Raw genomic sequence first — 12,730 nt, 5'->3', positions numbered from 1 at the left:
AAGAAAGCCAGCTCATTGAGCTGGTTTTTTTATGCCTGCAATATAACAAAGCGGCTTCAACTCAAAATTATAAAAAGCTTTTATATCCATAGAGTTACCAAAAAAAACCTGGAATCACCAGTATAAAAAAGGCCCCGAACAGAGGCCACGAACTAACAAACTTGGCTTAAAACCTAGAGGGGGCGTTAGTTGTCTAAAAGCATAGTATTTAGAAGAATAATACGCGTCTCATAAGGTCTTAGCACTTGATGCTGGCTTACACTTCCGCTTAAGTCTGAATAATTGCCTAGCACGTAGTTAGCTTTTGAGGTATCAAAGCCTTGGGGTAACACACACTCAGTCTCGACCCCGTAGTAGTTATTGAGACAGATCAGCGTTTGAGTTTCAGATTTACGCTCATAGCCAAAGATCGACTCATGTTCTGGATATAGGTCTTCATAAGTACCTGTCGTGATCACCTCGATCTCTTTGCGTAACTGAATCAGCTTTTGATAGAAATAGAATACCGAATTGCTATCGTCTACCGCTTGCTCTGCGTTGATTTCAGGATAGTTACTCGCGACCTCTAGCCAAGGCTGACCTTTAGAGAACCCAGCGTAAGCTTGATCGTTCCACTGCATTGGCGTTCGTGAATTATCACGAGATTTCTGTGCCAGTATTGCCATCATCTCATCATGACTAACACCTTGTTGTTTGACCATGATGTCATACATGTTAGTACTTTCGACATCACGATACTGCTCAATCGACGTATAACCTGGGTTAGTCATCCCGATCTCTTCGCCTTGATAAATGTATGGTGTGCCTTGCATCATATGAACCGAAGCACCAAGCATTTTTGCCGATTCCACTCGATATTGCTGATCATCGCCTAATCGGCTCACCACACGTGGCTGATCGTGGTTACACCAAAATAGTGCTCCCCACCCTTTGCCATTCAAGCCTGTCTGCCAGTGATTGAAAATCTGCTTAAGCTGCAGGAAATCAAACGGCGCTTTGGTCCACTTTTCGCCATTTGGGTAGTCGACTTTCAAATGATGGAAGTTAAACACCATAGACAACTCTTTGTTATCCAGTGACGAGTACTGCTGACAATGCTCAAGCGTGGTAGAAGACATCTCACCCACGGTCACGCTGCCATACTTTTGGAATACCGCTTCACTGATCTCTTGCAAATACTCATGCACGCGAGGACCATCAGTATAGAAACGGCGTCCATCGCCAATATCATCATTTGGAAAGTCTTGCTGCTTAGAGATCAAGTTGATGACATCAAGTCTAAAGCCATCCACGCCTTTCTCTGCCCAGAAACTGATGACCTCTTTTACTTCAGCGCGTACTTTGGAGTTCTCCCAGTTAAGGTCCGCTTGCTCTTTCGCAAACAGGTGCAAAAAGTATTGGCCCGTTTGTTCATCAAGCTCCCAAGCACTGCCACCAAACTTAGATTGCCAATTGTTTGGAACACCGCCGTCTACGGGATCTTTCCAGATATAGTAATCACGATATGGGCTGTTCTTATCTCCCAATGCCGACTGGAACCATTGATGCTCGGTCGATGTATGATTCACAACGATGTCCATAATGATTCGAATACCCCGTTGATGTGCCTGATCGAGCAGCAAATCAAAATCCGCCATAGTGCCAAAGTCGGGATTAATCGCGTAGTAATCAGAAATGTCGTAGCCATTATCAATCATTGGTGAGGCGTAAACTGGCGTGAGCCAAATCGCGTCAACGCCTAATAGCTTCAAGTAATCAAGCTTAGAAATAATACCTTGGATATCTCCCGTACCTTTGCTGCCACTATCGCAAAAGCTCTTAGGATAGATCTGATAGATGGAGGCGGTTTTCCACCATTGATCATCATTTACAACTGTTGTCATTTCTAAACTCACTTACCAAAAAAGAAAACTAGAGAAAATAGGGAGCGGCGAGATGCCGCTCCAAATAGAGAAATTATGCGTTTACAGGTTCAAGCTCGCCCTTCGACTGAGCTCGTTTGTAGAAGAAAAGAGTTAATAGCGCTGGCACTGCAATCGCCACCAGCATTGCAATCGCGAAGATGCCCCAGAATTGCGGTTGAATAGACAGAATACCTGGTAAACCGCCCACACCAATACCGTTTGCCATTACGCCTGCACTACCACAGATAGCCGCTGCAATCGCACTACCGATCATTGCACTTAGCATCGGGAACTTGTATTTGAGGTTGATGCCGTACATCGCAGGCTCTGTGACACCAAGGTAAGCAGAGATAGCCGCGGGTACAGAGATGTCACGCTCACCATGCTTTTTACTAATGATGATAATACCCACAACAGCAGAAGCTTGAGCAATGTTAGACAGAGCAATCAAAGGCCAGATTGGTGTACCACCAAGGTCTTGCATCAGTTGAAGATCGACCGCATTGGTTGTGTGGTGGATACCCGTGATCACCAGTGGTGCGTATAGGAAGCCAAACAGCATAGAGCCAATCACGGCAAAATCGCCCGTCATCGCGCTTTTGCCGCAAACGCCACACCGTCACCCAGCACGCGACCAAATGGACCGATCAATGAGTGCGCGAGTACTACAGACAGAATGATTGAGACGAAAGGCACAACCACCAGATATAGATATGAAGGAACAATGCGTTTTAAGTTGGTTTCAATAAACGCTAACGCCATACCCGCCAACATGGCCGGAATCACTTGCGCTTGGTAGCCCACTTTTTCAATCACAAAGAGGCCAAAGTCCCACACTTCAGGTACTTCTTTACCGATCAAATACGCATTCATTAACTGCGGCGACACCAAGGTCACACCTAGGTAATACCCAAAATCGGCGTTCCGCCAAGCTTTTTCACTGTCGACCAACACACGCCCACTGGTAGGAAGAAGAAGATCGCTTCACCGATTAGCCACAAGAAGCTGTGCACCGTTGCCAGAATTGACTAATTTCCGTTAAAGATTGACCATCAAACATCTTGATGTCGCCAATCACATTACGGAAACCTAAGATCAAACCACCGGTAATGATGGCAGGAAGCAGCGGTACAAAAATTTCTGCAAGATGGGAGATACCACGCTCTAGAATATTCATGTTCTGACGAGCAGCCAGCTTAGCTTCGTCTTTCGATGCTTCCGTCTGACCCGATAGCTCAATCAGTACCTTGTAGACTTCATCCACTTCAGTACCAATAACTACCTGAAATTGGCCCGCGTTAGTAAAACAGCCTTTTACTAACGGCAGGGCTTCTAGCGCCTTTTCATCGGCTTTACCGGTATCATTTAATACAAAGCGAAGGCGCGTAAGGCAGTGACTTACGCTGGCAATGTTGTCGCGACCGCCGACTAACTCAATCAGACGCTCAACTTCTTGTTTCGCAATCTTACTCATATCCATGTCCACCCTAATTGGATTCTCATTCATCTGTTGTCAAAAACATTGACGATTCAAACTGACCTAATCGTTATTCTTATATCTATGGGAACATTCCCACTTGTGTGCATTATATTGTCAGATCCAATCAAAGATAAAAATGGGAACAGTCCCATTAATTGAATAAGATCACAGTATAATTTTAAATCACTTTGAAAATAATGAGTTAAATTGAGACGGGTTGCTGTGTGATGTGTCGCTGTTCTACATCACCATTTATTTGGGAAATCAGCATATTAGCCGCTTTTTCACCGGCCTGAACATATCCAGGGTCAATGCTAAATACTTTAGGAAACAGAAAGGAAAGCAGTTCATTGCCGCCCACCCCTGTGACCACCACATCTTCACGCTCCAGCTCTTGAAGACGTTTGATCACACCGAGCGCTAACGTATCACTGGCACAAACAATGGCTTGAGTGGTTGGGGTCAACACCTTATCCACCAGCGTGTAAGCACTCTCGTGGTGAAGATGCCCTGTTTGATAATTAGCTTGAACTCCCTCTCGGCTGCACCAGCTTAGGTAGGCATCCAAACGAAGTTTACCCGTGGTTTTATCCGCAGGATCTACACCAATAAAGGCGATGTCGTTGAGGCTGTCTGCTTTGAGGTGCTCTAACGCATGGGTGATCACGCCTAGATTATCGTAATTAATCGATGAGACCTGATCCGTATCCATTGCAATCACAACAGAACGGTTTTGCCAGCTGACTAACTTTTCAATATCAAAGTCACTAAAGCCAAAGACAATCACACCATCGACATTACGTTTTTTCAGCACATCCAAATGTTCATTGGTTTTCACCTGATCAAACTGGCTTTCCATGATCACCACATCATAACCTGCCGCATACAGCGTATTGAGCATACTGCCCACCGCTTTGTTTTCAGAAGGCGAGTCGAGACGCGAGATAATAACGCCCACTACCTTCTGACTTCCACCTCGCATGGCTTGGGCAGACTTAGACGGTACATATCCCGATTCCTGAATCACTCGCTCAACTTTAGCGCGCGTTTCAGGTTTCACCTTGGGATCATTGGTTAACACACGTGAAACCGTTGACTTACCCACACCGGAGAGCTTTGCAATATCAAGAATAGTCAGTTTCTTAGTCATACCTAAAATACTTAGTTTAAAACGATGATGAAAGAAGGGAGCGATGAATAGACACTATAAAACAATGTGAATTTGAAACAAAATAAAGGCCGCATTAAAGCGACCTATTACGACTATTAAGCATCAAATTACTATGCACGAAGATAACTTAAGTACTCAGGTAACTGGGCACATCTCGAATACTATCAAGAACCGCTGTCGCAAGCTGCTCACCTTTCTCAGTGAGGGGCTTGCCAGTACGAACTAGCAGCTTTGTGGTTACACCTGCGGCCTCTGCTGCCATCATGTCTTCAGCTTTGTCACCCACCATGACAGAGTTAGCCATATCGATCTTTAGAAACTCTTGCGCAGATTTGAACATACCTGGCTTTGGCTTACGACAATCGCAGTCTTGCTTATATTTGCCCACGCCATGCTCTGGATGATGAGGCAGTAATAGATGCCATCGAGCTCAACGCCGTTATCAACGAAGTTCCAATCCATCCACTGAGTCAGAGAAAGAAAGCGATCTTCACTAAACATGCCGCGAGCAACGCCCGACTGGTTGGTGACCACCACCAATAGATAGCCCATCTTTTGCAGTTCTTGAGCGGCTTCAAATACCCCTTCAACAAACTCAAAGTCATGCTCATCGTGAACGTAACCGTGGTCAACGTTAATCACGCCATCGCGGTCTAAAAACACTGCAGGTTTAGCCAAAATTCTCTATCTCGATATTACGTAAGTTGGTAAGAATTATTGCACGCTTTATTTCTTTCATCACTATCTAATTACTTTTTGGTTAGCAAATTGCAGGCATTTAGACGTCTAGACGTAAAAATATCTATTGACCTAACCAAATGAAAACCATAGTATCCTCTACTAAATGAGAGATTACTCAAAATTATATGCTGCTGTTCTCCCACAGGTAGAAAGATGATCGAAATTAACCAAGTCAACAAGGTGTTTTATCAAGGCACGAAAGAGATAAATGCCCTTATAGACATCAACTTATCCATCCCACAAGGCCATATCTTTGGTGTTATCGGCTCTTCAGGTGCGGGTAAAAGTACGCTGATTCGCTGTGTAAACATGCTAGAAGCGCCGACTTCGGGTTCGATTGTGGTTGATGGTGTCGATCTCACAAAGCTAAGCCAAAGTGAGCTGTGCGAAGCCCGTCGTAACATTGGCATGATTTTCCAACATTTTAATCTACTCTCTTCACGTACTGTGTTTGCTAACGTCGCACTACCATTAGAGCTAGCAGGCAAAGATAAAACGCACATCGAAGCGAAAGTGACGGAACTGTTGGCATTGGTTGGCCTTGCTGATAAGCATGAGAGCTACCCAGCTAATCTAAGTGGTGGTCAAAAACAGCGTGTCGCAATTGCACGTGCTCTTGCTAGCGACCCGAAAGTGCTGCTGTGTGACGAAGCCACTAGCGCGCTCGATCCAGCGACAACCCAATCTATCTTAGAACTTCTAAGAGAGATTAACCGCAAGCTAAACATCACGATCCTTTTAATTACTCACGAAATGGACGTGGTTAAAAGCATCTGTCACGAAGTCGCGATCATCGGCGGTGGTGAGCTGGTAGAGAAAGGCACGGTTGGCGAAATCTTTGCCCATCCTAAAACAGAGCTAGCACATGAGTTTATCCGTTCAACGCTGGACCTGTCGATTCCAGATGATTATCAAGTACGTCTGCAACCGACTCGCGTTGAGGGCAGCTATCCGTTAGTTCGTCTTGAGTTCACAGGCGCAACGGTTGATGCCCCATTAATGTCACAAATCACCCGTAAGTTTAATATCGATGTGAGTATCCTAAGCTCAGATTTGGATTACGCAGGCGGTGTTAAGTTCGGCATGATGGTCGCTGAACTGTTTGGTAGCGAAGAAGATGACAACGCAGCAATCGAGTTTCTGCGTGAGCACAATGTAAAAGTAGAGGTTCTTGGTTATGTCCTTTAATGCAGTTTCACAATGGTTAGGCCTTAACAGCGACCTTCTAATTGGTGCTACGTGGGAAACTCTCTACATGGTGGGTGTTGCAGGCATTGTTGGCTTTGCCATTGGTATTCCACTAGGCGTTATTCTACACATCACCAAGAAAGGTGGCCTGCTAGAGAATACCGGACTAAACAGCGTACTTGGCGCGATTGTGAATATTGGCCGTTCGGTGCCATTCTTGGTGCTGATGGTGGCGATTATCCCAGTGACTAAGCTTCTGGTTGGTACTTTTATCGGCACAACAGCGGCAATTGTTCCGCTAACGATTGGCGCAATTCCATTTGTTGCACGATTAATCGAAGGTGCACTGCTTGAAGTGCCATCTGGCCTTGTTGAAGCGGCTCAATCTATGGGCGCGACACCAACTCAAATTATTACTAAGGTACTGCTTCCAGAAGCACTACCAACCATAGTGAACTCTGTCACCATCACACTCGTTACCCTAGTGAGCTACTCTGCAATGGCAGGGACTGTGGGCGGCGGTGGCTTAGGTGATGTCGCTATCCGTTATGGTTTCCATCGCTATGATGTCACTATCATGGCCGTTACTGTGGTGATGCTCATCGTATTGGTTCAGATTATTCAATCTATCGGTGACGCTGTTGTTCGCCGCGTTGATCACAGATAAACATTGCTTAATTCAATTAAGCGCAAAGCATTAGTTTCAAAAAATTAGACACACAAGGAGAAAGTCATGAAATTCAATCTTAAAGGTCTGCTGGCAATTGCCGCTGCTGCATCTGCACTGGTTCTATCAGGTTGTGGCGAGAAAGAAGCCGATACAAGCAAAATTAAAGTTGGCGTAATGGCAGGTGCTGAAGCGCAAGTTGCAGAAGTTGCAGCAAAAGTAGCTAAAGAGCAATTTGGTCTAGACGTAGAGCTTGTGACTTTCACTGATTACGTAACACCAAACGCAGCGCTTGATGATGGCTCTATCGACATCAATGCATTCCAACACAAACCGTACCTAGATCAGCAAATTACTGACCGTGGCTACAAGCTGTCTATTGCTGGTAACACATTTGTATACCCTATCGCTGGTTACTCTAAGCAAGTAACTTCGGTAGATGAAATTGCTGACGGTTCACGCATTGCAGTGCCAAACGATCCAACAAACCTTGGCCGTTCTCTACTTCTTCTTGAGCAACAAGGTCTACTTGAGCTTCGTGAAGGTGCTGGCCTGCTAGCAACAGTTCGTGATATCACTGCGAACCCGAAGAACATCACTATTGTTGAACTAGATGCCGCTCAACTGCCACGTTCTCTAGACGACGTTGCGCTTTCTATCATCAATACAACTTACGCAAGCTCAATCAACCTAACTCCAGAAAAAGACGGCGTATTCGTTGAAGATAAAGAGTCTCCATACGTGAATCTAATCGTGTCTCGCGAAGAGAACCTAAACGCAGAGAACGTACAGAACTTTGTTAAAGCGTACCAAACTGAAGAAGTTTACACTGCAGCTTCAGAAATCTTCCAAGGTGGCGTAGTTAAAGGTTGGTAATCTGACCTCTACCCTCTTTGAAAATGCAAAAAGCCCGCTGAATCAGCGGGCTTTTTCGTATCTGCTATCTGGCGAGAGTGAGACTATTTAATATGGTCCCATGACATATTAGAGACAATTCGGCAGTCATCGCATTTAAAATGAAAGATGTCGTGCAGAGGCTCATCAAGCAGCCATTCGCCACCACATTTTGGACACTTACGCGCTTGCTCATCGGCTAGGCTCTTACCACCAACACGATACTGATAGTAATAAGTCGGAATCTTAGTTAAGTACTCGATGCGTCCACGCAGATCCCATCCGCGCTTAAATAGTACGCTGTCGGCATCGCAAATTTCATGCAGAGCGCGTGTTCTGCTCGGCAGCCACCCGCCATTTGGATCTCGTCGCACGCTTGCCATTCAGTCTGCCATTTCACTACCGCTTTATGGTCACCGTTCAATGTCGGTGGATTGCGATATAGCGGGATCGGTAATAGGCTCTCACCACTACGCAAAGGCGAGCACGTATGAACATACGTCGTATAGAGAATTTGCCAGCTTGGCGTTTCGTCTTCCGCCGCTTCTTCAGAGTTAAGATCGCGCCCAAGCAAACGCATTTTCGGTGCCAGTAAGCACGCCTCTGTTAAGCGGTTTAAGCAAACCTTAACGAAATCCGAATGGTTTCTCGGGTGCAGGCTTTGCTCTTCAGGGCAAACCACGCGGACATAGAATTCCCCATCCCCCATGACAATCGGAAACTCGCGGCCTAGCACTTGTCCGTTGTAACGCAGCGCATCCATTAAACCATTAATGGCTTTATCGACGGCGGTAATCGTGGTGTTATCAAAACACTCAAACTGAAGCTCTACTACGTACACTTAAACCACCGGCTCTAGTTTATCTAGAAACTCGACAATATTAGTCGCTAGCACATCACGCTTATCCGTGCCTAGACGCTCTAAGATCACGTTACCTGACAAGTTACAGATAGAAATCACGTCTAACTCTGCATCCGTTGCGCCAATAAAAACGGTTGGCTTTAGTTTAAGGCGACGCTGCGTAACTAGATGACCAAGAATGTTCTCTTGCAGGCGAGTAAAGTCATCGTCACTCCATACTTGAAGCAGAGTTAATTCGTTCCCCGACCACGTCGCTTCCATATCTGCGCTGTATTGACTGCCATAGAATGCTTTAATATCTTCATGCAGCGTCAGTTCAATCGCGTTCTCTACGTTAGTAAAATCCGCCAACTGCTCTCTTGGAAAAGCTTTCCATTCCACTTCATCGTCGCGCTTTGACTCAACACATGGCGATACAAGGTCTGCAAGCTCTTCGCTCACCGGCAACCGGTTGTGCTTTTGTTGATGGGCTTGCGTATAAGTTTGACTAAAGTTCGCTAGGGCTTGAGTGACACGTTCGGTCATGAAAATCTCCAAATTCGCCTGAGTTTGCCACCGTTGGCGCATCATCAGATGACAGCAGAGTGGGATTGCGTAAAATTCCCCATATTCTAATCTAATTCGAATTAAAGTATGAGCAAATATTCCGATGCTAAAGAGCTTGCTGGGCTAACTCTAGGTCAAAAGACTGAGTACGCAAACCAGTACGACCCTTCTCTTCTTCAACCTGTGCCAAGAAGCTTAAACCGCGACGACCTTGAGTTGGGTGATACGCTGCCATTTAAAGGCTGCGATATTTGGACCATGTACGAACTCTCATGGTTGAATGAGAAAGGCTTACCTCAAGTTGCCATCGGTGAAGTTGCGATTCCTGCGACAAGCCCAAATTTAATCGAATCCAAATCGTTCAAGCTGTATCTCAATAGTTATAACCAAAGCCGATTCGCTAGCTGGGATGACGTTCAGAAAACTCTAGAAAAAGATCTCTCTGCATGTGCCGGTGAGGCGGTGGAAATTACCGTAAACTCGGTGACTGACTACACGGATCAGCCAATTGTGACCATGCAAGGCGACTGCATTGATGATCAAGATATTCAAATTGGCAGCTATGAGTTTGAAGCTAACCTACTTGAAGGTGCGGCAGATAAAGGACAAGAAGTCGAAGAAACTCTGCACAGTCACCTACTCAAATCCAACTGCTTGATCACCAATCAGCCAGATTGGGGAAGTGTTGAAATACAATATCAAGGTCAACAAATCGATCGCGAAGCTCTGTTACGCTATCTCGTCTCTTTTCGTGAACACAACGAGTTTCACGAGCAGTGTGTTGAACGTATCTTTACCGACATCATGCAGTACTGCCAACCAAAATCCCTGACAGTATATGCACGTTACACACGACGTGGTGGGTTAGACATCAACCCTTATCGCTCATCGACACAGTCGAAGCCATCCCATAACAGAAGAATGGCTCGTCAATAAGGAAAACAACGAGAATGCGAATTTTGCGCTGGATGCGTCTGCCTTTGGTGATGCTACTCTCTTTAGCCTCATTTTGGGCACAAGCTTCATTGAGTTATACCTCTCCACAGCTCAATGAGGCCAATGGTTTAGTCGATATTGTTCCGATGCAAGCTAAGGTTTTGACCAACAATTACCTAGCAGAGCGTAGCCTCTCTGATAAATCAGAAAAGAGCCCATCACTGGTGACTCGAGAAGAGACCGACAGCAGAATTCGCACTCCAAGTAACACGGTTGATGCCTACCAAATTTTGGCTAGAGCAGAGTTCAACCTAGAGAATTTCCGGGCGTCTATTAACTATCTCGATAAGGCGCTTGAACTCACCGAAGAGTACCGCTTCCCATACAAACGTTTGGAAGTACAAATCCTCAAAGCACGCTTGCGCTGGAAAATGGAGCGCAATTTTGAGAAAACCAAGCAAGAGTTAGCGCTCATTGAGCAAGACTACGCGACGGTCAGCAACCCAGAGCAATTTGCTCGCGGCGTTAACTACCGTCTTTACATGCTCAAAGCGGAAGTGGCTGCCTATGAAGGAAACATCGATCAGGCGCTAGTGTACTACGGTGAGATCAAGCCTTACGTAGACAAAAGCCCGTCGCCATACATCACTATTGAGTACCACCTTGAGCTGGGCCGTACTTTACTCGAACATCGATTATACAACCGAGCGCTATCCGAGCTTCTTTACGCTTATTGGAAAGCAATCGAAGACAACTCCAGCGCTCAGCTTGCGGAAGTGAACCGTACGCTAGGCCAGCTGTTTTACGATCGCCGTGTGTTTGATAAAGCACTCGATCACCTGTCCGAAGCCGCCGACTTCTACGACAACTACGAACGCTCACCGATACTAGCGCGCGTGCTCAAATTTATGGGTGATATCTACTACCGTCAGGGCCGTTACAACTTAGCCTTGGTGCACTACTTTAATGTCATCGACCATGAGCGAGCAGAAAACAACATAGAGCGCGTAATTGAGATTCGCCTGTCTCTGTCGGCGACGTATTTGCAACTCTACAACTATCCCCTAGCAGAGCAATACCTCAAGCGAGCAGAAGATTTGCTCGAGTATGCGGAGTTCCCAGAGCTCAAAGCTCGCGCTCTGATTCTTCAAGCGGGATTGAACTACTACCAAAAGATACCTGGTACCGTTATTCCATTGGCAAACTCTGCCCTTGAGATTGCCAAAACCATGAACAACCTAGAGCTAGAGAAGCACGCTTATCAAATGCTGCATTTGGGCTATGAGCAAGCGGGTAACTATCGATTGTCGCTGGAGAATCTTAAAACCTACAATGCACTAGCCAACATTCAGCAAGAGAAGTTGGACTTAATCAGTGAAGACGCTTTCAGACAGCAAAAAGAGTTCACAGAGCAAACCTTACACTATGTTGGGCAAAGCGAAGAGCTGATCGAGACTCAAGCTGACTATCGAAAATTCCAGAAAATCACGGCGACTATTTTGGTTATCGCCACCATTATGTTCTTAGTTCTGCTGCGACGTGGTCATGTCATTCGCGTTCAAAAAGACAAGTTAGAAGTACTCAATGATCACCTCTTTACTCATTCTCGCTCTACGCTGCCTAACCTTCGTATGCTCACAGCGAAACTGCCTGCGTCACTACAAAAGAGCAGCAACACCTATGAGCAATGGCATGTGGGTGAACTGATCAATGAACCACTTAATGACCGACTGCGTTTCATCATGATTGATGTGCCTTTCCTACGTAATATGTACTTACAGCATGGATACAGTGAAGGCCTGAAACTTGAGAAGTCATTCGGTGAGTACTTAAATGGAAAGCTTGATCCTGAAGCGCGTATTTACCACTTCTCAGATGCCAACTTGCTTTATATCGAACCAAGTAGCGAAAACAACAAAGATCCTGAGGCGATTTTTAACAAAGTGCAGCAGTGGGTTGCTGAGTTCAAGCCAGAACTTCACCTCAACCGAATTGTACGAGTTGGCCTAGCGGATTATCCATTCCTGCCACGCGCCTACACAGCCGTGAATGACAAAGAGCTGCTCGATATATTGCTGATGTCTACCGATGCGGCAAGAACACTGAGCATGAAAGAACACTCAAGCCAATGGGTTTACCTCAAAGCTATTGATAATGCACCTGCGGCAAGTCTGGCAACCGGAAATATCCGTAAAGCCTGCAAACATGCAATGAGCCAAGGGTTAATAAAAGTGCATTCTTCGTATCAGAATGAGGAGAGCATCAAAAAATTATTAAAAGATGCTTAATTTGCTAGCGCTCAGTCACCATATCCAGTGACGTAGCTGATTATTTTGTTATT

General features: G+C 45.6%; 8 protein-coding genes and 3 pseudogenes. 5 read left to right on the top strand and 6 right to left on the bottom strand.

The features are described 5' to 3' along the window. Positions 1 to 185: 185 nt before the first annotated feature. From treC to gmhB, 4 genes and pseudogenes are all read right to left on the bottom strand, one after another. The gene (gene treC / locus UA76_RS10185; RefSeq protein ID WP_047045599.1) at positions 186 to 1,883 is read right to left on the bottom strand and encodes an alpha,alpha-phosphotrehalase; all 1,698 of its coding nucleotides are present in this window, start codon (positions 1,881 to 1,883) and stop codon (positions 186 to 188) included. Positions 1,884 to 1,956: 73 nt separating this feature from the next. After that, a pseudogene (gene treB, locus UA76_RS10180) lies at positions 1,957 to 3,378 on the bottom strand (PTS trehalose transporter subunit IIBC). Positions 3,379 to 3,586: 208 nt separating this feature from the next. Further along, positions 3,587 to 4,534 carry a trehalose operon repressor TreR gene (gene treR, locus UA76_RS10175; protein WP_047045598.1) on the bottom strand — a complete coding sequence of 316 codons (948 nt, stop codon included), beginning with the start codon at positions 4,532 to 4,534 and terminating at the stop codon, positions 3,587 to 3,589. Between the two features lie 148 nt (positions 4,535 to 4,682). Next, positions 4,683 to 5,233, bottom strand: a pseudogene (gene gmhB, locus UA76_RS10170) (D-glycero-beta-D-manno-heptose 1,7-bisphosphate 7-phosphatase). Positions 5,234 to 5,449: 216 nt separating this feature from the next. On the opposite strand from gmhB, the gene metN reads away from it, so the two are divergent. The 3 genes from metN (at position 5,450) to metQ (ending at position 8,027) form a co-directional block, all read left to right on the top strand. Further along, positions 5,450 to 6,484: a methionine ABC transporter ATP-binding protein MetN gene (gene metN, locus UA76_RS10165; protein WP_047045596.1), complete on the top strand. Its 1,035-nt coding sequence runs from the start codon at positions 5,450 to 5,452 to the stop codon at positions 6,482 to 6,484. Then, positions 6,474 to 7,151, top strand: coding sequence for a methionine ABC transporter permease (locus UA76_RS10160; protein ID WP_047045591.1), 678 nt, complete (start codon positions 6,474 to 6,476; stop codon positions 7,149 to 7,151). The genes metN and UA76_RS10160 overlap by 11 nt, the downstream gene beginning before the upstream one ends. Positions 7,152 to 7,217: 66 nt before the next feature. Continuing rightward, positions 7,218 to 8,027: a methionine ABC transporter substrate-binding lipoprotein MetQ gene (gene metQ, locus UA76_RS10155; protein WP_047045590.1), complete on the top strand. Its 810-nt coding sequence runs from the start codon at positions 7,218 to 7,220 to the stop codon at positions 8,025 to 8,027. 83 nt (positions 8,028 to 8,110) lie between these two features. On the opposite strand, the pseudogene UA76_RS10150 reads toward metQ, so the two are convergent. Then, positions 8,111 to 8,886 (bottom strand): annotated as a pseudogene (locus UA76_RS10150) (Zn-ribbon-containing protein). Further along, a complete protein-coding gene (gene syd, locus UA76_RS10145; protein ID WP_047045586.1) occupies positions 8,887 to 9,432 on the bottom strand; it encodes a SecY-interacting protein in 546 nt (181 codons plus the stop codon). A gap of 108 nt (positions 9,433 to 9,540) precedes the next feature. Between syd and queF the strand changes: the two genes are divergently transcribed. Together queF and UA76_RS10135 are read left to right on the top strand one after the other, a co-directional pair. Then, positions 9,541 to 10,389: an NADPH-dependent 7-cyano-7-deazaguanine reductase QueF gene (gene queF, locus UA76_RS10140; protein WP_047045584.1), complete on the top strand. Its 849-nt coding sequence runs from the start codon at positions 9,541 to 9,543 to the stop codon at positions 10,387 to 10,389. Between the two features lie 23 nt (positions 10,390 to 10,412). Then, positions 10,413 to 12,677, top strand: coding sequence for a tetratricopeptide repeat protein (locus UA76_RS10135; RefSeq protein WP_202906931.1), 2,265 nt, complete (start codon positions 10,413 to 10,415; stop codon positions 12,675 to 12,677). Positions 12,678 to 12,730: the final 53 nt, after the last annotated feature.

Source organism: Vibrio mexicanus, from assembly GCF_001012815.1.
Classification (GTDB): domain Bacteria; phylum Pseudomonadota; class Gammaproteobacteria; order Enterobacterales; family Vibrionaceae; genus Vibrio; species Vibrio mexicanus.
The sequence above is the reverse complement of the archived record's forward strand: the minus strand, read 5'-3'. Positions and strand labels throughout refer to the sequence as shown.

What these genes read in the sequence shown, in the direction of transcription:
- metQ (WP_047045590.1), top strand. Translation starts at nt 7,218, where the DNA reads ATGAAATTCAATCTTAAAGGTCTGCTGGCAATTGCCGCTGCTGCATCT.
- syd (WP_047045586.1), bottom strand. Translation starts at nt 9,432, where the DNA reads ATGACCGAACGTGTCACTCAAGCCCTAGCGAACTTTAGTCAAACTTAT.
- treR (WP_047045598.1), bottom strand. Translation starts at nt 4,534, where the DNA reads ATGACTAAGAAACTGACTATTCTTGATATTGCAAAGCTCTCCGGTGTG.
- treC (WP_047045599.1), bottom strand. Translation starts at nt 1,883, where the DNA reads ATGACAACAGTTGTAAATGATGATCAATGGTGGAAAACCGCCTCCATC.
- queF (WP_047045584.1), top strand. Translation starts at nt 9,541, where the DNA reads ATGAGCAAATATTCCGATGCTAAAGAGCTTGCTGGGCTAACTCTAGGT.
- UA76_RS10160 (WP_047045591.1), top strand. Translation starts at nt 6,474, where the DNA reads ATGTCCTTTAATGCAGTTTCACAATGGTTAGGCCTTAACAGCGACCTT.
- metN (WP_047045596.1), top strand. Translation starts at nt 5,450, where the DNA reads ATGATCGAAATTAACCAAGTCAACAAGGTGTTTTATCAAGGCACGAAA.